A 20,778-nucleotide genomic window follows, 5' to 3' on the forward strand; every position below is an offset into this window, starting at 1 on the left:
CAAGCCCCTGTCATAACTAATTGATTGTGAACGACTTTCTTTTAGGGTTTACGACATCTGCGTATGCGATAGCCCTGTGAACGTTCAGAATGCCGAAAGAATACCAGGAAACCGTGGTCTGTCCCCGGTTTGCTCGCGGTTTGCTTCGATTGTATTGACAACGGCTACACGCGCCACTAGCATCCGTATATCTGTTGTGCTTACACAAGGGGTCTCGCCATGCGTGCCGCCGCCATAAATCTACGCGCCCTGCCGGAGCAGCGTGACCTCATCGATCACGCCGCCAATCTGCTAGGCAAAAATCGTTCGGACTTCATGCTGGAGGCTGCTTGCGAGCGCGCCCAGTCCGTTGTACTCGATCAGGTTCACTTCTCTCTGGATACCGACAAATTTCTGCAATTTGTTGAACTGCTGGATGCGCCACCCAAGCCCAACGTTGGGCTGGATCGCCTGCTTGCACTGAAACCTGTTTGGAACAAGGCATGAGCTTTGATCTGGTCGCGCCACAGCCATTGACGCTCGATCATCGCTGCGCCGATTTTTCCTGCGGCGAACCGCTACTGGATGAATGGCTCAAACGTCGTGCGATGGCCAATCAGCTCAGCGGAGCCAGTCGCACGTTTGTCGTAGCGGATAGTGCACGCCGCGTTTACGGTTACTACGCAATGGCAGCCGGTGCCGTGTCCCATCAACTCGCAACAGGTGGTGTGCGTAGAAACATGCCCGATCCAGTGCCCGTCATGGTCTTGGCCAGACTTGCGGTCGACAACCAAGCCCAAGGCATCAAGCTGGGTGGATCGCTACTGCAAGATGCCGTCAAGCGCGCAGTGAACGTTGCGCAGAACACCGGCGTTCGTGCCTTGCTCGTGCATGCCCTGCACGAGCGCGCCAAGCTGTTTTACGAGCATTACGGCTTTCAGGCGTCGACGGCAGATCCGTTGGTGCTGATGCTACGCCTGAGCCATGCCAGGCCGTAATACCCGTGTCCAACATTGCAATACCGGCCACAAAGAAACCGATAGCCCACGCGCAAAAACCAGAAACCGGGGTCTGTCCCCGGTTTACCTGTGGTCTGTCCCCGGTTTAGTTGTTCCGCACTACTGTCTGACAAGGTAATCGTACAAAATCAGCCCCAAACGATCATTGAGCATTTTCCAGTCGTATTGACGCGCATGTGTTAAAAAAACGACGCTTTGGCCATCCTCCATGATGACAGCGAAACTCGTTGCATTCGGCAGGCTGCCATCGCGCCAGAACATGGCTTTTTTTCCCTGTTTTGCGTACTTGTAGAATGCATAGCCATGACAGTTACGCCATTGTGAAATGTCGCAACTAGAAGCCACCGACAATAGTTCTCTCTGCCCAGCCTCACTCAGCAAGGTTGCGGACGGACCAACAATTCCATTCAACAAGGCAAGAAACTCTCTCGAGTTGCCTGCCCATGCACCTGTCGCATGCATTGCAGAAAAATTCATTTGCAGCATTTCACCCTCTAATTCATGCTTGCTGTATAACGCAGTGGGCTCATTAAGCAATATTTCACCTTGTTGCAGCACTTTCCCTTCAATCCGTAAGGGGGTTAGTAATTCATTCTGAAAGACCTGCTTTAATGGCATGCCATCGTAGCGCTCGATAACTGCCCCCAAAAGGCAATATCCCAGATTTGAATAGGCATAGACCTCCCCTGGCTCATGATCCAGACGTACCGAGCTCAGCGTTGAGATATCTGCAGGGCACCACGGCTGTCTAGACATCATGGGGTCTGACGACAAGGCCCGATCAAATCCCGCCGTATGACTCAGCAAGTTCGCGATAGTTATCTGTTCGATTCGCCTGTCGGCTGGTTTTGAAGTTATCGCCAATGCATCTACAAGCAGATTATCCGGCCGCAACTTCCCTCGCTCGAATAGCCGCAGAATAGATGCGGAAGTCATTAATTTCGACAGGCTTGCATAACGCATTACATGATCCTGCCGTAAAGCCTGTGGCCAAGGCCATAACCGAGCCCAACCTGCAATACAATGCGTACGCTTGCCAGTCGCATCCGACAGCGATAACTGAAAACCAGGCAAACCCAGTCTTTTGGCTTCCTGTACCCATTCCCCCAGCCAAGCAGGCCGTTCCCCACCACAGTGAACAGGCCAAGGTAAGTACGCATAAGGCGACTGCGGCATCCACAACCTAGTAGCCAAGGCTGTCAGCAAAAGCAGCAGCAAAACCCTCACTTGCAGCACCCTCGTCATTACCGAAGAAAACGCGAAATACGCGCAAGCAAGCCATCCCTTCTTATTTTTTCCACATATTCAATATATTCAGGGAAAGCTAATAAATGCCGCTCCTCGGTTCGAGCACGGAGGTAATACACACCACTCACGAAACTCAGACCCAGTACATTACGAAGCAAATCCATACCATCTGCCACCCCAACAAATGGCACGGTATGCAGCCACCAATAAATGTTTTTAGAAATATAGGCAGGATGCTTGGTATAACGATATGGCCCTGAATCAACCAGACCTCGCCAGCTCAAATTTGAAAATCGCAGACCAAAACTCACTGTCGACAGCCAATAGACCAGCCAACTTGCCGTAATCAGAAACGCCCAGACCCAATATAACGGCTCGTTCGGTAATAACCAGTCGGTCCAGGCCAAGTCGTCTCGTTGAGCCTTGATCGCGAGTAAAAACTCCAGAAACGGCGGATAGCAGATTAAGCAAACAGCCCAGCCCAACCAAGTCGCATCAGTGCTTTTAACTTCATTGTTTAATAATCGACTGGCAAAAAAATACCCAGCAGACGCCACCAACAAATCAACACTCAGTCCAAATGCAAATAATCCAGCCACCACTACCGCGGGGTTAAGAACCCACTCAAAATCGAGCAATGTCTCCACTGCCAGCACCAACCAGGAGTACATCAAGGGAATAAAAAATAATTTGACGCCCCAAGCAAGGAGCAAGGGCTTGTGCTCGTGCCAATTCCAGGCACGCTGCCTCAACACAACCTGCCCTATACGGTAATACGCATCATCAGGAGAAGGCATAAAGCTTTCCGCCCAGCGAACATAGGGGGGTACAGCTAACAATAGGAGCGGCAGAATGAGCAGATATTCAAAATTAAAAACAGCTGTGGGCCAACTTGGTAGAAAGATGGACATTAGGCATGGATAAAGCAATAGCAACAACAATCCCAAACGTAGTGCAATCGTCTTGTAACGCACGGCTTCTTGTGTTGGTGGTTCATGGCAAATTGAGTAATATTTCCGATTTCCACAAAAAGCCACAACTAGCCCCACAAAGAAACATAAAGCTATCGTTAGACGAATTGTAACGGCAACAGCCAATTCACACTCCGAACCTAAAGTCCAATAAGCCACTAAACAAACTACGAAAGTAACGAGCATCAGCCAAGCAACACGCATTTTTATCTTCAAATAGAAAAGCGCCTTGCGGCGCTTTTTTGAGAACAAATATACAAATTTGCTAGTTATTAACCACCGCTACTACCACCACCCGAGGAGGTGCAGGATTGCGGCAAATACTTGGCCGGGGAACCTGAACATACCCAAGTAACAGTCCCCGCAGTTGCATTCCAGGTTGGTGTGAGGGTAATACTGGTACTACCTGCAGCGGCAGTGCCCCCGACGGTTACAACACCCGCATTTGACAATGATGCAGAAGCGACATAACCACCGGTACCAGGAGCGCTACAATTTCCCTGCGCAGCTGCCCCAGCCAACTGAGAAGCTTCAGTAACGCAAGTGCGCGCGCTACTCGCTGCCAAAATCAGTTCAGAAACACGGGCTCTGATGGTGTAATCCTGATAAGCCGGCAGCGCCACAGCCGCCAAAATACCAATAATCGCCACGACGATCATCAGTTCGATCAGGGTAAAACCTTGTTGCATCTTTTTCATGTTGAATCTCCTTGGAGGGAAAAGGCGGGATACTCCGCTGGTGGGATTATAAGCAACTGCCATGCCAACTATTGAAAAACAACCCAGCACACACCCCGTATTTCAGCAAACCCCGGCTCGACCATGATTTTTGGGCACCCAGGCTTTCGCGCCGCATGGGCCACGGCGTGACACCTGCACCCTGCGGCACTGTTTCAGCCTATGACAAAACAGAACTGGCACAACTGATGGGTGTGCCACAACGAAATGGCACACCTATAAACTGAATGCCAGCCTTAGCTTGTGACGCTGGAGACCAGTACGCCCACCGCCAGCCCGCCCGCGCCTGTAGCGCGGACGAGCGGCAAGGCTGCGCTTGTTCCCAGGCCAGATCGGCGTCTGGCACCAAGCGCTATTTTTGCCTGCGGCGGGCGCTTCGAGGTCGATGGCGCTGAAGTCATCCCGTAATTTTATGGCCACACATAGGGCAGGTACCGCAGGATTGCGAACCGGGAAAAGCGAGGGCGCTTGATTTATCGAATGGCTCACTTGAATTTATGTACCTCAAGGGCTACAGTAACGGCAGTTCAATGCTATTTTGATGCCCCGGGGCTACAGTGACAACACTTTCCGACGTTGCCGAGATGCTCAAGAGTGCTCGCCGCGAAGCTCGGCTGAGTCAGAATGAACTCGCCCAGCGGGCGGGGGTTTCGCGCACAACCGTGGCGCGCATGGAAACACTGGCCAAAGGCGACATGAGCGTGTCCGCTCTGATACGCCTGCTCGAAGCCGCCGGCTACGACTTGAAGTTGGTGAAGCCTGGGCATGTGCGCACGCTCGAGGATATCTTGACCGAGCAGCGCCAAGCTGACTTGCCATGAAGCTCGACGTCCAGGTCAGTGGCAAAACCGTTGCCCAACTCTACCGCGAACGCGACGAGTATGTGCTCAAGTATTTACCGGGCGCTGATGCGGCCGATTTCATCAGCCTGACCATGCCGGTGCGCGACGAACCCTGGCGTTGGCCGCGCGACCTGCATCCGTTCTTTCGCCAGAACCTGCCCGAAGGCTACCTGCTGAACATCATCCGCGAGGAATTCGGGCCTCTGCTCGATGGCACGGATTTGTCCTTGCTGGCGGTCGTGGGAGGCAGCGGCATCGGTCGCGTCACGATCACGCCCGAAGGTGGCAAGCCCGGCGTTGAGATGGAGCCCTTGCAGATCGACAAACTGCTGACGGCAGACAACACCGCCGAGCACTTCGCATCGCTGGTGCGTCGCTATGCCCGCGCGTCCATTTCGGGCATGGTCCCCAAGTTCCTCGCACCGGAGGAAACGCCCAACAAGGCAATGGGCCCGCTGGGCAAGCCGACGCTGCGCACCAGTCGCCATATCATCAAGGGCTCGGACGACAGCACACCCTACCTTGGCTTCAACGAGTTCTACAGCATGCGGGTGCTGGAGCGTCTGAATGTCGTGCCGGTAGCCCGCACCCGCATGTCCGATGATGGCCGGGTACTAGTGGTCGAACGCTTTGACGTGGACGAACAAGGTGTGCCCACGCACGGGCTCGAAGATGCCTGCGGGCTACTCGGCCTACCCCCGCACGAAAAATACGCGACCACCACCGAAAGAGTGCTGAACGCCACGCGCGCCTACCTGCCGCCTGCGTGCTTGCGCGTCCAGTTAGAGCAATTTGGTTGGCATATGCTAACCAACTACGTGACGCGCAATGCGGATTGCCACGCCAAGAACATCGCGCTGTACTACACCCGGCTTGGCGATGTCGCCTTCACGCCGGTCTATGATCTCGTGACCACCCAGGCTTACCCGCGCTATGCGAACAACCCACCAGGCTTGCCCATCGACGGCCGGCAGACCTGGGCGGCGGGTAAGTCTTTGCAGCGCTTTTTCAATGCACGGCTCGGCATCGCGCCACGGAACTACGCAGACATGCTCGAGCGCTTGTGCGAATCGGCGGTTGAAGTCGGTGCGGAAGTGATCGAAGCGGCCAGGAATGAGCCGAGCTGGCGTCCAGTTGCCAAGCAGATGGTGCATGCGTGGAACGAAGGAATGGCTTCCCTGCGCGACCCGAAGAAGTCTGTAGCGCTACGAGGCCTAGAGAGTGCGATTGCCGCGGCCGGTTTTTCCAAGCCCGAACCTCCCGAACAAACCCATGTGACGATCGGTCGCTCTGAACTATTGGCCCCACAGCGGCGCAAACGGTAGTTTTGGAAAACCGGGGGAAAACCGGGGGGAAAACCGGGGACAGACCACGGTTTCCTGTTCCGCCAAAAATCAGCTTGCTGATCTGAAGCCGGTGCGCATTCTCGATCGGTTCAGGTAGAAGGTTCGGCGGCTGCGGTATCGGCAAGTCGCCGAATCGTCTGGCGTAGTATCGTGTTATTGGGGTCTGTCCCCGATTTTTTACTGAGGTGCGATTTTTTACTGAGGCGCATGAGCGCCACGCAACAAGCCCTCGGTGCTCAGGTCTTCGTCAATATCGGGCCAATGGATGCCATAGCCGCCACCGGCCAGCTGCCAATGGCTGCGCTGCTGGGGCGTGGCATTGGCCAATCTGGGGTACCACGCCAGCGGCACGGCAATCGTGCGCCCGTCCATTAAATCGACCACCAAGCGCGCATCATCCAAGACAACGTTCATTGCACGCACGTCGGTTTCAGGTGCCAAAGAATGCATTCCATGCTTCCTTTAATGAAGATTGGTGACTTCTCACCATCTGTTGAATTTTGCCTAAATCTTGGGCAGAGAAACCGATGCTGCGAAAACCGGGGACAGACCACGGTTTCCTGTTCCGCCAAAAATCGCTTGCTGATCTGAAGGCGGTGTGCATTCTCGATCGGTTCAGGTAGAAGGTTCGGCGGCTGCGGGATCGGCAAGTCGCCGAATCGTCAGGGCGCAGCGTTGTTCAATCAAGGTATTGATTTGCTCAACCACGGCATTGCCAGCAAAGCTGTGTGCGCGGTCTGACTGGAGCTTGCGCGCCGTTGCGGGTAGTCGTTTTGCTAATTCCAGAATGCGCCGTTTGGCCTGTGCCTTGGTAAAGCCGAGGTCTTTGGCGAACTGCTCCCAGTGTTGCTTCTCAACTTCGCTGAACTTGTACTTACTGCCGATTTTCATTGCCATCTTCTGCGTCAGTGTTGGATACACTGCGGTCGAAAGCGTGTCGTAAAACGGTGCCAGAACGGGGGCTTTGCCTGATTTTTCACCCAAATACAGCAGAGAAAAATTCTTGGCGTGCGCATCATGGTTGCCAATCAGCGCATTGAAGATCACGTAGTCGAGCAGTCGCAGGACTTGCGGCGCACTGGGGCGCGTCGCACTGCGTACCAGGTCAAAGCACTGGGCCAGATCCGGCCCCCCTTCATTCTGGTACTTCATTTCTGGCACCACGCCCAGCGCCTGGCAAAAATCCTCTTGATGGCGGCGTTGCCGGTACCCCTGGGTGTCGATCAGTCGGTCGTAGCGCTCAACCAACAGAAACGACCGATCCAGTACCTGGTGAACTTTCGATTTCGCTGGCTTGAGCTGCATGGCCTCAGCCAACGCCATACAGAATCCTTCGTTGATCACGCTATGGGGGGCGGTGAGGATCGCCGGTTTCAGGATGTGGGAGCTCGGTGTGCCGCCCCGGGGCAGCCCGATGCGCACACCATCGAAAACCACGGGCAACTTGTCTTGCGCCCCCGCCAATGAAAGCCGCAAGCCGTCTTTGCCTGCCAGCATGGGACGACGCGGCAATTCATCCAGGATGGCAACGACTTCCTCTTCGCTCAGCCATTGAACATCATCGCGGCGGGTCGGCACAGGCAAAACCTGCCCCGGCTCAAGGAAGGTCACTGCACCAGCGCATTCGCCACCGATGTGGTCCAGCAGTGCAAAGTCGTTTTGGCCTGAAACCTGGAACTGTCGTGCAATCAGGCGGCGCATCTGCCCTTCGGGCAGCAGGCCAGCAAAGAAGGGACGCGTTTTGCGATCGTCGAACGAATCAACTTGCAGGGGTAAGGAGGCGGATAAGGCAAGCGCATTTTTGTGCGACAGCCAACCGGGTGCGTAGCAAAAATTTAGCCGCCCATCGACCAGCGTCAAGCTGCCAACACGATCTGCAAAAAGCCAGACTTCCAGCTCATGCGCCATGGCTGTCATCCTCTCGTTGATCGTCGGAAGCAGCAGAGGGCAATCCACTCAACTGAACCTCGCCACCCAGGGCATCAATGACCCGTAGCACGTTTTCCAGGCGCAAGGTGGGCTTGCCTGCCTCAAGCTCGACAATAAAGCGCACCCCCACCCCCGCCGCCAGCGCCAACCGGGGCTGCGTCAGCCCGAGCTGTTTGCGAGCGAGGCGCAGCGCACGCCCAAGTTGTTGAGGTGATCGAATGGATGTCATGGCTATTAAGTTTCCCGTTCGGGAAATTATCAGACATAAGCAAGCTAAGCGCAAGAAATATTTCCCGATCGGGAAGCGGTGGCGCACTCGATTCCAAATAGGCGGCCAAAAACCGCAAAAACCGGGGACAGACCACTACCGAAAAACCGGGGACAGACCACGGTTTCCGCCGTTTCCCGCGGTTCTCGGTTACCGCGCGATGCTCATGCCGTCAGTTCAATGCGCAGATTCTTGCCCAGTGCCTTCGCGGCGCTGGTGAGCGTGGTTAGCGTCAGGCTGGTGTCGGTCTCATCTAGCAATCGATTAAGCGCTGCCCGGCTGGTGTGCATCCTCTCAGCCAGTGCGGTCTTGGTCAGGCGCTGGGTTTTCATCTCTTGTGCGATCTGCCAGGCAACGACCCGTTTGATCGCCACGGCGGTGGTTTCTTCCAGCACCGCTTCCTCGATCAGGAAATCGTCGAAGCTGCTGCCGATATGTTTGTTCATGTGGTGCTCCTGAGTTGTTGCAGACGCCGCTTAAAAAACCGGGGACAGACCACGGTTTTCTGCTCTAAATCAAACCTGCACAACAACGTATTCGCGAGCAGTCAGCAAAGTGCGTGGCAGTGTTTTGGTCTTCGGACGCGTGGCTTCCCAACCCAGGCAGGCCAGCCAGATGGCGCGAGGAATGGCTTTGTGCGCGGTTCGGTAGTAGCTCACCATGCGGCGACTGATGCCTAACGCTTCGGCAGCCGTGGTCAGCGATAGATCGTTACGCTGCATCCACTCGCCAAACATCTCGTGGCTGACCTCGCCCGCCTGTTCCTTGGCCCACGTGTAGACGTTGTCCGGGCCAAGCTCTTCCTCAAACCATTCGATGCTGTTGCCCCATTCGCCGATGTGAACAGTGGCAAAGACATCGACATTCAAGATGGGCGAGAGCACCGGGAATCGACGCAGTACCTCTTCGACATCGACTTCCAGCACTTCGCCCGTACTCCAGGCGGTGCGCAGACGATAAGGCGCTAGGGCTTCAATAGCCTCCAGTTTCGGGAAAAAGTACTCGCTCATGGGTTGTTCCTCCGCCATTCGTCGAACAGAAAATCTCGGTTCGTTTTGATCCAGGCCAATGCCTCGCGTATCTCTCGTTCCACCACACGCCCCTTGAGCGCGAAACCCTCAAGATCGGCGGTGCCATCGCGCCCGTCCTTCAGTTTGACGTGAACACGGGGTGGCGGGTGCTCGTCGAGGAACATCAACACCCGGGTGTTATCGAAGTGTTGCAAGATTGGCATGCCTCAAGACATAGAGCAATGGTTTCCCTAGTGCAATCGCGCTGATTTGGCGGGAGGTACGCGAAAGACGAAAACAAAAACTGGGTAGAGATCAACGCAATGGGGTGCTGATGAAAAGTTTGGGTTTTCTGGACGCGAAGCTCGTGGTTATACTGATGCAACCATGAAAATCGTTTTAGATACCTCCGTCCTGGTTGCCGCAGCCCGCTCCCGGCAAGGTGCCAGCTTTGCCTTGGTCAGCAGCCTGCCCAGCCCGCGTTTTGAAATCGCGCTGTCGGTGGCGCTCTATACCGAATGGCAGGCGGTGCTAACGCGGCCTGAGTGCCTGCCACCTGGGCTGCGGGTTGAGGATGTCCTGGGTTATCTGCGCTATCTCACCTCCATCGCCCATCTGCAGGATGTGTATTACCTGTGGCGTCCATTTTTGCGCGATCCAGATGACGACATGGTGCTTGAATGTGCTGTGGCATCCAACAGCCAGTATCTGGTGACACACAATATTCGCGACTTTCAGTGGATCGGCGAACTGGGAGTAACACCCATCACGCCAGCATCTTTTTTAGCCTTGTTGAGGAGTTCATCATGACTGCCCTGACCGTACGCTTGCCGAATTCGGTGCATGCCAAGATTCGCGAATTGGCCGCGCGCGATGAAATCTCGGTTAACCAGTTCATCGCCAGTGCCGCGGCAGAAAAGCTGGCATCGATGCTGACCTTGGACTATTTGCGCCGTGAGGCAAGCCTGGGTCGGCGCGAGGATTTTGAGCGTTACCTAAATGCCGTAGCGGATATTCCGGATGAAGTCGACAAGGTTTGACGAAATGAAATCAAAGGGGCCAGGCCAAGTATGTGCGCGGCATGTGTGCGGCGCTGGTAATAGGGTATCCAGCATCCATCCAGCGGCCTTCCCTTTCTATCCACAGAGTCGATAGCTGTCACTCGCCTTCAACACCTTCAAAAATCTCGGCAACGGGGCAGCGGAAGTCGAGGCTGGCGAGTTCGAGGCTTTCATCGAGGGCGAAGGGGTGCAACACCCAGTGGCCGGTGGCATCGCGGCGAAAGATTTCGATGCGCCGGGCTTCGAGGCTGACCAGGGCGTATTCCTGCAAGGCGTCGAGCTGGCGGTAGGCGGCAAACTTGTTACCACGGTCGTAGGCTTCGGTGCTGGGGGAGAGCACTTCAACGATGAGGCGGGGGTGTTGCTTGACGTGGCTGGCGTCTGGCGTGCGGTCGCGCGGATCGCAGGTGACGAGAATATCCGGGTAGTAGAAGCTGTTGGCGGCAGCGACCTGCACTTTCATGTCGGCGATGAAGGGTTTGCAGGGGGTGCCGCGGGTGAAGGTGTGCAAGGCGGCAAAAAGATTACCTGCTGCCGTGCCGTGCGCATCCGAGGCACCGCTCATGGCGAAAACTTCACCGTCGATGTATTCATATCGGCAAGACTGCTCCTGCTCCCAGGCCAGGTAATCGTCGGCTCCAAACGGTATTTTTGCTTGCGGCAGGCTCATTTTCGTTCTCGAAGGGGAGGGCAGGGGTTTGAGCATAACGATAGACGCGGCGCGCGGCAATCGTGATGAGGCGACCGGCGCGTCGATGAAGGCGCTCGGGCGGCGCTATGTGTAGTATTTCAATCGTACTTATCGGTGCAGCGGTACCTTGCGGAATAAAACCGGGGACATAAAACCGGGGACAGACCACGGTTTCCTGTTCCGCCAGAAATTGCTTGCTGATCTGAAGACGATGCGCATTCTCGATCGGTTCAGGTAGAAGGTTCGGCGGCTGCGGGATCGCTAAGTCGCCGAATCGTCTGGCGTAGTATCGTGTTATTGGGGTCTGTCCCCGATTTTTTCTTCGTCAATATCGGGCCAATGGATGCCATAGCCGCCACCGGCCAGCTGCCAATGGCTGCGCTGCTGGGGCGTGGCATTGGCCAATCTGGGGTACCACGCCAGCGGCACGGCAATCGTGCGCCCGTCCATTAAATCGACCACCAAGCGCGCATCATCCAAGACAACGTTCATTGCACGCACGTCGGTTTCAGGTGCCAAAGAATGCATTCCATGCTTCCTTTAATGAAGATTGGTGACTTCTGAGAAAACCGGGGACAGACCACGGTTTCCGCCGTTTCCCGCGGTTCTCGGTTACCGCGCGATGCTCATGCCGTCAGTTCAATGCGCAGATTCTTGCCCAGCGCCTTCGCGGCGCTGGTGAGCGTGGTTAGCGTCAGGCTGGTGTCGGTCTCATCTCGGACTCACCCAGCGTGCGCCGACCACGCTGCAAAACCTTACGCAACGCCTCCTCCTTGAAAGCACCGCTATACGTCGTTTGCTTCATCCCATCTCTCCAGATTTTATGCGACAGGTAGTCTGACATAGGGGGAACGCCGATGAACGCGGATCAAAAGCACTCACGCGCGGGTTTATCCGCGTCATCCGATTTGCTCCGCGCAAATCCGCGTTCAACGCCGTTTGCCAGGGCAGGAAATAGTGATTTGCAGCAGACTGCCATAAGCCACCGCCGGGCGGCGCAGGGCTGTGGCGAGCGGGATTTGCTCGGCGCGGGCTTGCAGCACGCGGATGACTCCGGCGTGGGTGACGAGGATGTGCGCACCGGGCGGCAGTTCGGCGATGAAGGCGTCCACGCGGGCGGCGAGGCGGGCGGGAGATTCGCCGTTCGGCGGCGCGTAGTTGAGCAGATCGGCGGCCCAGGCATCGAGTTCGGGACGGGGAACGTCGTCCCAGGCTTGCCCTTCCCAGCGGCCGAAGTCGATTTCCTGCAAGCGGGAATCCTGCCGGGGCTGGGGGTGCAGTTGTTCCGCCAAACGCCGGCAGCGTTGCAGCGGGCTGGTCCAGACGGGCGCGCTGCCGGGTAATTTTTCACGCAAGGCGGCGGCAATGGGGGCAGGGTCTTCGGCGGCGACATCGAAGCGGCCGTAACACACGCCAGGCGCGATCAGCGGGCGCGGGTGGCGGATGAGATAGAGCGTCAGCGACAAGTTCATAACGGCCAGTGGGCGAGCAGGCCCAGATAAAACGCAATTTCCGCCAGCTGCTGCGTCGCCCCCAGACAATCGCCGGTATAGCCGCCCAGCCAGCGCTGGCATTTGCGCGCAAACCAGATCGTCGCGCCGCCCGCCAGCAAAGCCCCCGCCAGCGCTTGCGGCCAGGGCAGCCAAAAGAGCGGCAACAGGCCGCAACACAAGGCAAAAATGCACGCTCCGGGCGAAAGGCGGGTGGCCAGGGGTTTGGCCTTGCTCAACTGGTCTTCACGCACGTAATCGAGCACCGCCAGCAGGCTGACCGAACAGGCGCGCGAAAAAGCATGGCCGGCGAGGAGGATGAGCGGCAAAAGCACCGGATTTTGCGCAGTGAGCAAGACAAATTTGCCGCTCAAGGCAAGCCACAGAGCAATCGCGCCGTAATTGCCGATGCGCGAATCCTTCATGATTTCCAGAATGCGCATCTTCTCCCAACCGCCGCCCAGACCGTCCACGCTGTCTGCCAGACCATCTTCGTGGAAAGCGCCGGTCAGGTAGATGCTCGCGGCCATGGAAAGCAAGAGGGCAACGGCCTGTGGCCAGAGTTGCACGGCCAGTAAATAGACCAGCGCCGTCAGCGCGCCGATCAATGCGCCAACGGCTGGAAACCAGCGTGCTGCGGCATTCAACCCGGCCGCCGTATGCCCCACCCAGGCGGGCACCGGCAAACGGGTAAAAAAGCGCACGGCAGCGAGAAAATATTCCAGCTCACGGCGCATCACAGCTGCTTTTCTCCGGCTTTTTCTTCGGCTTTTTCAGCACATTTCTCACCGCATTTTTCACCATTAACGCCAGCGGCATCGAAGCTGGCCATATCGTTCAGAAAATTGACCGCCGCTTGCACCAAGGGATAGGCGAGCGCCGCGCCGCTGCCTTCACCCAGGCGCAAGCCCAGATCGAGCAAGGGCTGCGCTTGCAGCGCGGCCAGCTGTGCCTGGTGGCCGGGTTCGGCGGAATGGTGGCAAAACACGCAGTAATCGCGCACCGCCGGTGCCATCTGCGCTGCCACGAGAAGGGCCGAAGTGACGATGAAACCATCGATCAGCAACACCATGCCCGCCTCCGCCGCCGCCAGCATCGCCCCGGCCAGCATGGCAATTTCAAAACCGCCGAAGGCCGCCAGCACCGATAAGGGCGCATCATCGCCGCGCGCCGCCCGATAACGCCCCAGCGCTTGCGCCAGCAAAGCCTGTTTGCGCGCCAGCCCGGCATCGTCCAAGCCGGTGCCACGGCCCACGCAATCCGCCAACGGCACACCGGTCAGACAATGGGTGATGAGCGAAGCCGCCGCCGTATTGCCGATACCCATTTCTCCCAGCCCCAGCACATTGCAGCCGCCCCGCGCCAGCCCGCGCACAATGTCTGCCCCGCGCGTCAGCGCTTGCGCGCATTGATCAGCGCTCATGGCGTCGCTTTCCAGATAATTGGCCGTCCCCCAGGCGATTTTGGCGTCGATCAAACCCGGGCGCGGGCCAAACTCATGGGCCACACCGGCATCCACCACCGATAAGCCCAGCCCGTTCTGCCGACAAAACACATTGATCGCCGCGCCGCCGGCAAGAAAATTCTCCACCATCTGCCAGCTCACTTCCTGCGGATAGGCCGACACACCGGCTTTAGCCGCGCCGTGGTCGCCAGCAAAAACCAGCAACTGCGCCTGACACAACTGCGGCGTCAGGCTGTTTTGAATCCTGCCGATCTGCATGGCGAGCGTCTCCAGCGCGCCGAGCGCGCCCTGCGGCTTGGTTTTGCGGTCGATTTTATGGCGCAGCGCCGCCTGCAAATCATCAGCCGGCGGGGTGATCGTGAACATGGGCAGTGAGGAAGGCATCCGTTTCTCCAAAAGCAAAAAAGGCTTTGCCGCAGCGCGAAAAACGCCGCAGCAAAGCCCTTGTCCATAGGCTTGGTTTATTTTCCGTCAGGTCTTCTGGCTTCTGGATTTTCCCCTGAGCGCGTCTTCCCGGAAGGTTTGTTTCCCCTCGTAGTGACATTTTGCGACCAAAGTCCCCAGTTACAGCGGCGGGCCCGCCCCGGAATTGCAAGCTGCTGCGCACCGGGTTCCGTAATGGCGGAAAGCGCGCATTATGGCCCATCGCCGCCGAAAATGCGCCGCTTGCCCTAAGCAAAAACAGCGCGCCGACGAAACCGCCCGCCCCCGGCGCATGCGACAATTCGCCCCCTGAGGCCATGCCCGCCACGCATCGCCGGATAAAAAAATCACACACAAAGAGAGGAAACCATGAAAAAACTGGGGTTTATCGCGCTGAGCGCGGCCATTTTGAGTGCACCGCTGTGCGCCAAGGAAGGCGGCGACCAGTATCCGAATGGCGCAGAAAACTGGTTTGCCGGGGCGCTACCGCCACCGGGCAATTATTTCATCAATTATTTCGGCAACTGGTCGGGGAGCTTGCGCGACGGTAACGGCGACAGCGTGCGCCCGGCGGGCAAAAAAATCCGCCTGGACGCCACCTTCAATGCACTGCGCTTCGTGCAAATGACGAACCACCAGCTCTGGGGCGCAAACTACGGCTGGAGTGCGATTGTGCCGCTCATCAGCCTGGCCATGGACACCCCTGCCGGCGAGCGGCGGCGTACCGGCTTGGGCGATGTCACGCTCACCCCTTTGATCCTCGCCTGGCACCAGCCGCAATGGCATTATGTGCTGGGCTTGGATGTCAATGTGCCGACCGGCGCTTTTGACCGCAATGCCCACCCGGCGCGCAATCTGGGGGCCAACTACACCAGTTTCGAGCCGATTTTTGCCCTGACTTACCTGAATCCGCAGGGCTGGGAAGTGTCCACCAAATTCATGTACAACATGAAAACGCGCAATCGCGATACCCATTACCAGTCAGGCGACGAATTCCACATGGATTATCTGGTGGGCAAGCACTTCGGGCCGTGGTCGGTGGGGGTCAGCGGCTACTACCTGAAACAGGTGGAAGACGACCGCCAGCGCGGACGCAAGGTGGGCGACGGCAATCGGGGGCAGGTCTTGGCTTTTGGGCCCTCGGTGAAATACGAAACCCCGGGCAAGACACAGCTGATTTTCCAGTGGCAGCGTGAAACCCAAGTAGAAAATCGCTTTGGCGGCGACAAACTGTGGTTCAAGCTGATTACGCCGCTATGAGTTTTTCTGCTGCGATGACTCGATGCGCCAGCTAATTCTCGGCGGCGCACGCTCCGGCAAAAGCCGCTACGCCGAGGCGCAGGCCGCGACAAGCGGTTTGGCGGTGGTGTATATCGCCACCGCCCAAGCCGGCGACGGCGAAATGCAACGGCGCATCGCCCATCACCGCGAGCGCCGCCCGGCCGAATGGGCTTGTGTCGAGGAGCCGCTGCATCTGGCGGCGGCGCTCCAGCACCACGCCGCGCCGGACGTCTGCCTCTTGGTCGACTGCCTCACCCTGTGGCTCTCCAATCTGTTGTTCACCGGCGTCGCAGCAACGCAGGCCGAAGCCGGACAGGCGCTCGACTGCCCGCTGTTCGCCGCAGAAACCGGGGCGCTGCTCGCCGCCCTGCCCACCCTGCCGGGGCGCATCATTCTGGTATCGAACGAGGTCGGCTGCGGCATCGTTCCCATGCACCCGGTGTCACGCCTGTTCGCCGACGAACAAGGCCGCCTCAATCAGCGCGCAGCCGCCATTTGCGAAGAAGTCCGCCTCATCGCCGCCGGCCTGCCGCTCGCCTTGAAAGGCTGAAGCCGGATCAGCAATTACTTGATAAGCGGCAACAGGCGGCGGAAATCTTCATTGGCGGCGCGGTGCAGCCATTCGAACAAGACCATTTCGGTGGTGACGATGGATACACCGGCGGCGCGCAGGCGCTCGATCGCGGCGCGACGGTTTTCCGGCGTGCGCGAGCCGGCAGCGTCCTCGACCAGAAACACCTGGAACCCGGCGGCCAGCAGGCCGAGCGCACTTTGCAGGACGCAGACGTGGGTTTCCGTGCCGCACAAAATGATTTGCCGTTTTTCGTGAGCCTGCAGTAATTCGAGCACCCCCGGTTCGGCGGCGCAGGAGAAATGCACTTTCTCGAAAAACTGGGCGGCGCTGCCCGCGCTACAGATCGCCGGCAGGCTCGGCCCCAGACCCTTGACGTACTGTTCGGAAACACATGCCGGCACTGCCAGCAAGCGCGCCGCTTCGAGCAGGCGCACAGCATTGGCGGCGACCGCCTCGTTATCGTGAATGGCCGGAGCCAGTTTTTCCTGAAGATCGACGATGAGCAGCAGGGAATCGGTGCGAGAAATCAGCATGAGGCATCCTCATTGGGAGTAGAGAGTGCCGATGGTAGCCCCGTGGGCAGCTCCAAGGCCAGCCCCGTCGGTGTGCTGGCCACGCGGTTGCGGCCGCTTTGCTTGGCCTGATAAAGCGCCTGGTCGGCCGCGGCAAGAAGCGCGCTGGCCCCTTCTTCCGCTCGTGGAATAGAGGCGCTGACGCCAATGCTGACGGTGACATGCGCCGCCGTCGGCGAATCAGCATGCGCCAGAGCGAGCGCCGCCACGGCCAGGCGCAACTCCTCCGCCTGCGCTTCTGCGCCGGCCCTATTGCAATCGGGCAACAGACAAACGAATTCCTCGCCACCATAACGCGCCAGCAGGTCATGCGGCCGGCCAGGCTTGCCGGCAAGCACCTGGGCGACGCTGCGCAAACATTCATCGCCCGCCTGGTGGCCGTAGTAGTCGTTATACCGCTTGAAGTGGTCGATATCGATCATCAAAATCGCCAACGGCGCGGCTTTGCGCCGGCAGTAGCGCCATTCGGCTTCAAAGGCCTGGTCAAAACGACGACGATTGGCGACGCCGGTCAAGCCATCGCGAAAGGCAATCGCCTCCAGCGCCGCACTTTGCGCCTGTAGCTGGGTATTCAAGGCTTCGAGCACATGGTTTTTATCGCGCAGAATCTGTTCGTTGCTGACCCGCAGGCGTTCATTTTGTTGGCGCCGTCGCTGCGCCAGCCATAGCCCAAAACTGCTACTTGCCGCCAGCAAGGCGTAGAGCAGAACTTGCTGCCAAAAACTGCGCCACCACGGGGCATAAACCTGGGCACGGTCACGGCTGGCCGCAATTTGCATAGGAAAGTCCAGATGCAGATCCTTTTCGCGCAAGGTGCGCAAAAACATCACCCTTTGCGTGCCCGTTACCAGCACTTCGCCGCTCAGATAACTGCTGTCCTGGCCACTGCTGGCATGGCGCTGAAACATGCTGCCGGCCTGCGCCAGATTGCGCCCCGGCACTTCGCCCTGATCCGGGAACATGAGAAACAGCTGCCCTTGACCGTGCGCGGCGGCGATCCACATATCCGGCGCATACAGCACGGAGCGCAAATGCTGCAGCAAACGCTCTGGATTGATGGTGCTAACGATCACCCCGGCAAATTTGCCGTCCGGCCCGCTCACCCGCGACGACAAACTCACCGACCAAGCGCCCAAAGAGGTGGTGTAAGGCGGGCTGAGATAGAGCGTATCGAGATCGTGGCTATACTGCGGCAACTGAAAATAGCTGCGCTCGCGAAAGTTTTTCCCGAGCAGTTCCGGGCGGCTGCTAGCGACGACCTTGCCGTCCGCATCGAGCAGGCTCATGCTGCGCACGCCGGAAATGACCTCAAAAAACCCTTGCAGACGGCGCTCGATGAAGGGCATGGGATTGACCCCTTGGGCGCGGGAAGTTTCCAGTTCCTGCCGCAAGTTGAGGTGGGCGCGGTAAATGCTGCTGAACTGGCTGCGCAAGGCGTCGTGAATGACCTGTGTTTGCGTAGCCAGCCGATTTTTTTCGTTCACCTCGATTTTTTTGTGCTCATCGAGCAGCAAAAAAGCCAAAAAAACCGCGAGCAACAGCAAATTGACGATGAGCAACAGCCATTCGCCAAGTGTGCTGTGAATGAAGCGCTGCATCATCGCTCGCATCGTTGATTCGCCCGGGTAAAGTGTGAAATTGCGCACCCCATAATGGTTTATACCGCAAGCAACCGACTCGCCGGGGCCGAAACTTGCCGGGAGCCACCCGAACCGCGAGGGCTGCCGGTGTGATTTCCGCCGGTATTATTTTCGCCCGAATTTTTCCGTCAGGGCGAGGAGTTTTTCCTGCTTGCGCGCTTCGGCGCGGCTCGCTTCTTCAGCCGCTTTACGCTGCGCACTCTGCTTTTTGAAGCGTTCCTTGAGCAATTCGCCGGCATGCTGGCGGTTTTCATCCGTGACCTCGCCCGCTGGGCTGGCATCGAGATTACGCCGCTGCGTACCTTTTTCCATTTCCTTCAGATAGCGGGTCGTCATGGTGTGGTTACGCATCACCAGACGCAGGGTTTTGCGGCTGATGTCCGGCAAGGCGGCGAACAGTTGCTTGTCGATGCCGATGGCCAAGGGGCTGAAATCACGAAACACGGGGTAACGGGTTTGCAGGTCTTTCAGTACAGCGCGCGGATCGACTACGGTTTCCGGTGCGGGGGCGTGATTCTCGGTCATGGGCAAGAGGCAGACAAAGCGGAACGAAAGAGGAAAATACAGAGGAAAATACGACGGGGAAAATGGTGCGGCAAATTTTATCACGCGCCAGAAAATGGCCGGTAAAAATCAGGCGCTTGGCCAAATCATCGCCCGCGCCAACCCTTTGGAGACCAGCCGGTTTGCGGGGATAATCCCCCGCTCGATGCCGCCCTGCGCGGCGAATCAATCAGGAGGAAGGCGACAATGGAATTGGTGCTGATCAGCGGCTTGTCTGGCTCGGGTAAGTCGGTCGCGCTCAATCTCTTGGAAGATGCCGGGTTTTATTGCGTCGATAACCTGCCGGTCGTGATGCTGACCGTGTTGGTCGACATGCTGCGCGAAGAAAAAATCAGCAAGGTCGCAGTCGGCATCGATGCCCGCTCCGGCGGTGGTATCGAGTTACTGCCGGAACGTTTGCAGCAACTCGCCAAAAACGGCGTGCGCTACCGCTTCCTGTTCTTGCAGGCGGGCGAAGAAACCCTGATCAAACGCTATTCAGAAAGCCGCCGCCGGCATCCGCTGGCCACGCAAAACCGCACGCTAGAAGAAGCCATACGCCACGAAAGCGCGCTGCTCATGCCCCTCGCCGAGCTGGGCCAGCGCATCGACACCAGCGAGCTGAAGGCCAACACCCTGCGCGACTGGGTGCGCCAATTCATTCGTGGCGAGCCCGCTGACGGGCTGACCTTGCTCTTTCAGTCCTTCGGCTTCAAGCATGGTTTGCCGCTCGATGCCGATCTCGTTTTCGATGTGCGCTGCCTGCCCAATCCTTTTTACGATCCGGCGCTGCGCCCCCTGACCGGGCGGGACGCGCCGGTGATCGCCTTTCTCGAAGCCGCGCCACAGGTGCGGCGCATGCGCGAGGACATCGCGCGTTTCGTCGGCGACTGGCTGCCCAGCTATGTGCGCGACAACCGCAGCTATCTGACGGTGGCCATCGGCTGCACCGGCGGCCAGCATCGCTCGGTTTATCTCGCCGAAACCTTGTGCCGCCAATTTACCGGGCAGGCACCGCGCGTACTGGTGCGCCACCGGGGGCTGGCATGAGCGCCGCCGCGCCGATCTGCCTGGCGCTGACCGGCGCTTCCGGCATGGCCTATGGCTTGCGTCTGCTGGAATGCCTGCTGCACGCCGGCCAGCGCGTGCAGCTGGTGTATTCGCAAGCGGCACAGATCGTCGCGCGTCAAGAAATGGATCTCGAATTGCCCAGCCGCCCGAGCGAAGCGCGCAGCGCACTGTTGGCGCACTTTCCCAAAGCCGACGGCAGCTTGCTGGAAGTTTTTGGGCGTGAAGAGTGGTTTGCACCCATCGCCTCCGGCAGCAATCCACCGCAGGCCATGGTGGTCTGCCCCTGCACCATGGGCACGCTCGCCGCCATTGCCCAGGGTTTGTCGGACAACCTGATCGAGCGCGCCGCCGACGTGGTGCTGAAAGAGGGGCGAAAGCTCATTCTGGTACCGCGCGAAGCGCCATTTTCTGTACTGCACCTGGAAAACATGCTGCGTCTGGCGCGCGCCGGCGCGGTCATTTTGCCGCCCAGCCCGGGCTTTTACCACCGCCCGCAAAGCGTGGCGGACATGGTCGATTTCGTCGTCGCGCGCGTCCTCGACCAGCTGCACATTCCGCACCAGCTCTACAGCCCTTGGGGCGCAGGGGATTGATTTGTGAGGTTTTCTGTCTTTTCTT

The 20,778-nt window shown here is 58.1% G+C and carries 27 protein-coding genes and 1 riboswitch; of the genes, 10 read left to right on the top strand and 17 right to left on the bottom strand.

The genetic code is table 11. From position 1 onward, the window contains the following. Positions 1–219 precede the first annotated feature (219 nt). Together ACM62Q_RS09435 and ACM62Q_RS09440 are read left to right on the top strand one after the other, a co-directional pair. Complete coding sequence (locus ACM62Q_RS09435) at positions 220–486, top strand: DUF1778 domain-containing protein (protein WP_415035902.1); 267 nt, start codon at positions 220–222, stop codon at positions 484–486. Continuing rightward, positions 483–977 carry a GNAT family N-acetyltransferase gene (locus ACM62Q_RS09440; RefSeq protein ID WP_415035904.1) on the top strand — a complete coding sequence of 165 codons (495 nt, stop codon included), beginning with the start codon at positions 483–485 and terminating at the stop codon, positions 975–977. The genes ACM62Q_RS09435 and ACM62Q_RS09440 overlap by 4 nt, the downstream gene beginning before the upstream one ends. A gap of 120 nt (positions 978–1,097) precedes the next feature. Here the strand turns inward: ACM62Q_RS09440 and ACM62Q_RS09445 are convergent, their stop codons facing one another. The 3 genes from ACM62Q_RS09445 to ACM62Q_RS09455 form a co-directional block, all read right to left on the bottom strand. Then, a complete protein-coding gene (locus ACM62Q_RS09445) occupies positions 1,098–2,243 on the bottom strand; it encodes a serine hydrolase domain-containing protein (protein WP_415035906.1) in 1,146 nt (381 codons plus the stop codon). Further along, positions 2,243–3,421, bottom strand: coding sequence for a methyltransferase family protein (locus ACM62Q_RS09450; protein WP_415035908.1), 1,179 nt, complete (start codon positions 3,419–3,421; stop codon positions 2,243–2,245). Before ACM62Q_RS09450 ends, ACM62Q_RS09445 begins: the two co-directional genes overlap by 1 nt. A 68-nt stretch (positions 3,422–3,489) precedes the next feature. After that, complete coding sequence (locus ACM62Q_RS09455) at positions 3,490–3,915, bottom strand: pilin (protein WP_415035910.1); 426 nt, start codon at positions 3,913–3,915, stop codon at positions 3,490–3,492. A 596-nt stretch (positions 3,916–4,511) separates the two neighbouring features. Here ACM62Q_RS09455 and ACM62Q_RS09460 point away from each other — a divergent pair. Together ACM62Q_RS09460 and ACM62Q_RS09465 are read left to right on the top strand one after the other, a co-directional pair. Then, entirely contained in the window at positions 4,512–4,775 is a 264-nt protein-coding gene (locus ACM62Q_RS09460; RefSeq protein ID WP_415035912.1) for a helix-turn-helix domain-containing protein, read from the top strand. Continuing rightward, a complete protein-coding gene (locus ACM62Q_RS09465; RefSeq protein WP_415035914.1) occupies positions 4,772–6,121 on the top strand; it encodes a type II toxin-antitoxin system HipA family toxin in 1,350 nt (449 codons plus the stop codon). Before ACM62Q_RS09460 ends, ACM62Q_RS09465 begins: the two co-directional genes overlap by 4 nt. A 216-nt stretch (positions 6,122–6,337) precedes the next feature. Here the strand turns inward: ACM62Q_RS09465 and ACM62Q_RS09470 are convergent, their stop codons facing one another. The 6 genes from ACM62Q_RS09470 to ACM62Q_RS09495 form a co-directional block, all read right to left on the bottom strand. Further along, positions 6,338–6,592 (bottom strand): DUF2442 domain-containing protein, encoded by a 255-nt coding sequence (locus tag ACM62Q_RS09470; RefSeq protein ID WP_415035916.1) that lies wholly within the window; start codon positions 6,590–6,592, stop codon positions 6,338–6,340. Positions 6,593–6,757: 165 nt separating this feature from the next. Beyond that, complete coding sequence (locus ACM62Q_RS09475; RefSeq protein ID WP_415035918.1) at positions 6,758–8,059, bottom strand: type II toxin-antitoxin system HipA family toxin; 1,302 nt, start codon at positions 8,057–8,059, stop codon at positions 6,758–6,760. Beyond that, complete coding sequence (locus ACM62Q_RS09480; protein ID WP_415035920.1) at positions 8,040–8,300, bottom strand: helix-turn-helix transcriptional regulator; 261 nt, start codon at positions 8,298–8,300, stop codon at positions 8,040–8,042. Before ACM62Q_RS09480 ends, ACM62Q_RS09475 begins: the two co-directional genes overlap by 20 nt. Positions 8,301–8,503: 203 nt before the next feature. Continuing rightward, positions 8,504–8,785: an XRE family transcriptional regulator gene (locus ACM62Q_RS09485; RefSeq protein WP_415035922.1), complete on the bottom strand. Its 282-nt coding sequence runs from the start codon at positions 8,783–8,785 to the stop codon at positions 8,504–8,506. Positions 8,786–8,854: 69 nt separating this feature from the next. After that, the gene (locus ACM62Q_RS09490) at positions 8,855–9,349 is read right to left on the bottom strand and encodes a DUF2442 domain-containing protein (RefSeq protein ID WP_415035924.1); all 495 of its coding nucleotides are present in this window, start codon (positions 9,347–9,349) and stop codon (positions 8,855–8,857) included. Next, a complete protein-coding gene (locus ACM62Q_RS09495) occupies positions 9,346–9,564 on the bottom strand; it encodes a DUF4160 domain-containing protein (RefSeq protein WP_415035926.1) in 219 nt (72 codons plus the stop codon). Before ACM62Q_RS09495 ends, ACM62Q_RS09490 begins: the two co-directional genes overlap by 4 nt. Before the next feature lie 172 nt (positions 9,565–9,736). Between ACM62Q_RS09495 and ACM62Q_RS09500 the strand changes: the two genes are divergently transcribed. Beyond that, complete coding sequence (locus tag ACM62Q_RS09500; protein ID WP_415035928.1) at positions 9,737–10,159, top strand: putative toxin-antitoxin system toxin component, PIN family; 423 nt, start codon at positions 9,737–9,739, stop codon at positions 10,157–10,159. Then, entirely contained in the window at positions 10,156–10,389 is a 234-nt protein-coding gene (locus ACM62Q_RS09505; RefSeq protein ID WP_415035930.1) for a toxin-antitoxin system HicB family antitoxin, read from the top strand. The genes ACM62Q_RS09500 and ACM62Q_RS09505 overlap by 4 nt, the downstream gene beginning before the upstream one ends. Before the next feature lie 118 nt (positions 10,390–10,507). Here the strand turns inward: ACM62Q_RS09505 and ACM62Q_RS09510 are convergent, their stop codons facing one another. From ACM62Q_RS09510 to cobT, 5 genes are all read right to left on the bottom strand, one after another. Continuing rightward, a complete protein-coding gene (locus ACM62Q_RS09510; protein ID WP_415035932.1) occupies positions 10,508–11,080 on the bottom strand; it encodes a Uma2 family endonuclease in 573 nt (190 codons plus the stop codon). 315 nt (positions 11,081–11,395) lie between these two features. Then, positions 11,396–11,629, bottom strand: coding sequence for a DUF2442 domain-containing protein (locus ACM62Q_RS09515; protein ID WP_415035934.1), 234 nt, complete (start codon positions 11,627–11,629; stop codon positions 11,396–11,398). A 401-nt stretch (positions 11,630–12,030) separates the two neighbouring features. Next, positions 12,031–12,573 (bottom strand): alpha-ribazole phosphatase family protein, encoded by a 543-nt coding sequence (gene cobC / locus ACM62Q_RS09520; protein ID WP_415035936.1) that lies wholly within the window; start codon positions 12,571–12,573, stop codon positions 12,031–12,033. Further along, positions 12,570–13,328 (bottom strand): adenosylcobinamide-GDP ribazoletransferase, encoded by a 759-nt coding sequence (locus ACM62Q_RS09525; protein WP_415035938.1) that lies wholly within the window; start codon positions 13,326–13,328, stop codon positions 12,570–12,572. Before ACM62Q_RS09525 ends, cobC begins: the two co-directional genes overlap by 4 nt. Then, positions 13,328–14,440, bottom strand: a complete 1,113-nt coding sequence (gene cobT, locus ACM62Q_RS09530) for a nicotinate-nucleotide--dimethylbenzimidazole phosphoribosyltransferase (RefSeq protein ID WP_415035940.1) — start codon at positions 14,438–14,440, stop codon at positions 13,328–13,330. The genes ACM62Q_RS09525 and cobT overlap by 1 nt, the downstream gene beginning before the upstream one ends. Positions 14,441–14,508: 68 nt before the next feature. After that, positions 14,509–14,727, bottom strand: a riboswitch (cobalamin riboswitch). 121 nt (positions 14,728–14,848) lie between these two features. Here cobT and ACM62Q_RS09535 point away from each other — a divergent pair. Then, entirely contained in the window at positions 14,849–15,739 is an 891-nt protein-coding gene (locus tag ACM62Q_RS09535) for a transporter (RefSeq protein ID WP_415035942.1), read from the top strand. 22 nt (positions 15,740–15,761) lie between these two features. Then, positions 15,762–16,310: a bifunctional adenosylcobinamide kinase/adenosylcobinamide-phosphate guanylyltransferase gene (gene cobU / locus ACM62Q_RS09540; protein WP_415035944.1), complete on the top strand. Its 549-nt coding sequence runs from the start codon at positions 15,762–15,764 to the stop codon at positions 16,308–16,310. Positions 16,311–16,324: 14 nt separating this feature from the next. Here the strand turns inward: cobU and ACM62Q_RS09545 are convergent, their stop codons facing one another. The 3 genes from ACM62Q_RS09545 to ACM62Q_RS09555 form a co-directional block, all read right to left on the bottom strand. Further along, positions 16,325–16,867 (bottom strand): hydrolase, encoded by a 543-nt coding sequence (locus ACM62Q_RS09545; protein ID WP_415035946.1) that lies wholly within the window; start codon positions 16,865–16,867, stop codon positions 16,325–16,327. Further along, positions 16,861–18,516, bottom strand: coding sequence for a diguanylate cyclase (locus ACM62Q_RS09550; RefSeq protein ID WP_415035948.1), 1,656 nt, complete (start codon positions 18,514–18,516; stop codon positions 16,861–16,863). The genes ACM62Q_RS09545 and ACM62Q_RS09550 overlap by 7 nt, the downstream gene beginning before the upstream one ends. A gap of 135 nt (positions 18,517–18,651) precedes the next feature. Then, on the bottom strand, positions 18,652–19,071 hold the full coding sequence (locus ACM62Q_RS09555) for a ProQ/FINO family protein (RefSeq protein WP_415035950.1): 420 nt from the start codon (positions 19,069–19,071) through the stop codon (positions 18,652–18,654). Positions 19,072–19,296: 225 nt separating this feature from the next. On the opposite strand from ACM62Q_RS09555, the gene rapZ reads away from it, so the two are divergent. Together rapZ and ACM62Q_RS09565 are read left to right on the top strand one after the other, a co-directional pair. Further along, positions 19,297–20,139 carry an RNase adapter RapZ gene (rapZ, locus tag ACM62Q_RS09560; RefSeq protein ID WP_415035952.1) on the top strand — a complete coding sequence of 281 codons (843 nt, stop codon included), beginning with the start codon at positions 19,297–19,299 and terminating at the stop codon, positions 20,137–20,139. Then, positions 20,136–20,753 carry a flavin prenyltransferase UbiX gene (locus ACM62Q_RS09565; protein ID WP_415035954.1) on the top strand — a complete coding sequence of 206 codons (618 nt, stop codon included), beginning with the start codon at positions 20,136–20,138 and terminating at the stop codon, positions 20,751–20,753. The genes rapZ and ACM62Q_RS09565 overlap by 4 nt, the downstream gene beginning before the upstream one ends. The last annotated feature ends 25 nt before the right edge of the window (positions 20,754–20,778 follow it).

This window comes from Azonexus sp., from assembly GCF_047638095.1.
Taxonomy (GTDB): Bacteria; Pseudomonadota; Gammaproteobacteria; order Burkholderiales; family Rhodocyclaceae; genus Azonexus.

What these genes read in the sequence shown, in the direction of transcription:
- ACM62Q_RS09515 (WP_415035934.1), bottom strand. Translation starts at nt 11,629, where the DNA reads ATGCATTCTTTGGCACCTGAAACCGACGTGCGTGCAATGAACGTTGTC.
- ACM62Q_RS09545 (WP_415035946.1), bottom strand. Translation starts at nt 16,867, where the DNA reads ATGCTGATTTCTCGCACCGATTCCCTGCTGCTCATCGTCGATCTTCAG.
- ACM62Q_RS09490 (WP_415035924.1), bottom strand. Translation starts at nt 9,349, where the DNA reads ATGAGCGAGTACTTTTTCCCGAAACTGGAGGCTATTGAAGCCCTAGCG.
- ACM62Q_RS09565 (WP_415035954.1), top strand. Translation starts at nt 20,136, where the DNA reads ATGAGCGCCGCCGCGCCGATCTGCCTGGCGCTGACCGGCGCTTCCGGC.
- ACM62Q_RS09550 (WP_415035948.1), bottom strand. Translation starts at nt 18,516, where the DNA reads ATGCGAGCGATGATGCAGCGCTTCATTCACAGCACACTTGGCGAATGG.
- ACM62Q_RS09525 (WP_415035938.1), bottom strand. Translation starts at nt 13,328, where the DNA reads ATGCGCCGTGAGCTGGAATATTTTCTCGCTGCCGTGCGCTTTTTTACC.
- ACM62Q_RS09510 (WP_415035932.1), bottom strand. Translation starts at nt 11,080, where the DNA reads ATGAGCCTGCCGCAAGCAAAAATACCGTTTGGAGCCGACGATTACCTG.
- ACM62Q_RS09440 (WP_415035904.1), top strand. Translation starts at nt 483, where the DNA reads ATGAGCTTTGATCTGGTCGCGCCACAGCCATTGACGCTCGATCATCGC.
- ACM62Q_RS09505 (WP_415035930.1), top strand. Translation starts at nt 10,156, where the DNA reads ATGACTGCCCTGACCGTACGCTTGCCGAATTCGGTGCATGCCAAGATT.
- ACM62Q_RS09450 (WP_415035908.1), bottom strand. Translation starts at nt 3,421, where the DNA reads ATGCGTGTTGCTTGGCTGATGCTCGTTACTTTCGTAGTTTGTTTAGTG.
- ACM62Q_RS09435 (WP_415035902.1), top strand. Translation starts at nt 220, where the DNA reads ATGCGTGCCGCCGCCATAAATCTACGCGCCCTGCCGGAGCAGCGTGAC.
- ACM62Q_RS09555 (WP_415035950.1), bottom strand. Translation starts at nt 19,071, where the DNA reads ATGACCGAGAATCACGCCCCCGCACCGGAAACCGTAGTCGATCCGCGC.
- cobU (WP_415035944.1), top strand. Translation starts at nt 15,762, where the DNA reads ATGCGCCAGCTAATTCTCGGCGGCGCACGCTCCGGCAAAAGCCGCTAC.
- ACM62Q_RS09455 (WP_415035910.1), bottom strand. Translation starts at nt 3,915, where the DNA reads ATGAAAAAGATGCAACAAGGTTTTACCCTGATCGAACTGATGATCGTC.
- cobC (WP_415035936.1), bottom strand. Translation starts at nt 12,573, where the DNA reads ATGAACTTGTCGCTGACGCTCTATCTCATCCGCCACCCGCGCCCGCTG.
- ACM62Q_RS09475 (WP_415035918.1), bottom strand. Translation starts at nt 8,059, where the DNA reads ATGACAGCCATGGCGCATGAGCTGGAAGTCTGGCTTTTTGCAGATCGT.
- ACM62Q_RS09535 (WP_415035942.1), top strand. Translation starts at nt 14,849, where the DNA reads ATGAAAAAACTGGGGTTTATCGCGCTGAGCGCGGCCATTTTGAGTGCA.
- ACM62Q_RS09500 (WP_415035928.1), top strand. Translation starts at nt 9,737, where the DNA reads ATGAAAATCGTTTTAGATACCTCCGTCCTGGTTGCCGCAGCCCGCTCC.
- ACM62Q_RS09465 (WP_415035914.1), top strand. Translation starts at nt 4,772, where the DNA reads ATGAAGCTCGACGTCCAGGTCAGTGGCAAAACCGTTGCCCAACTCTAC.
- cobT (WP_415035940.1), bottom strand. Translation starts at nt 14,440, where the DNA reads ATGCCTTCCTCACTGCCCATGTTCACGATCACCCCGCCGGCTGATGAT.
- ACM62Q_RS09445 (WP_415035906.1), bottom strand. Translation starts at nt 2,243, where the DNA reads ATGACGAGGGTGCTGCAAGTGAGGGTTTTGCTGCTGCTTTTGCTGACA.
- ACM62Q_RS09470 (WP_415035916.1), bottom strand. Translation starts at nt 6,592, where the DNA reads ATGCATTCTTTGGCACCTGAAACCGACGTGCGTGCAATGAACGTTGTC.
- rapZ (WP_415035952.1), top strand. Translation starts at nt 19,297, where the DNA reads ATGGAATTGGTGCTGATCAGCGGCTTGTCTGGCTCGGGTAAGTCGGTC.
- ACM62Q_RS09485 (WP_415035922.1), bottom strand. Translation starts at nt 8,785, where the DNA reads ATGAACAAACATATCGGCAGCAGCTTCGACGATTTCCTGATCGAGGAA.
- ACM62Q_RS09480 (WP_415035920.1), bottom strand. Translation starts at nt 8,300, where the DNA reads ATGACATCCATTCGATCACCTCAACAACTTGGGCGTGCGCTGCGCCTC.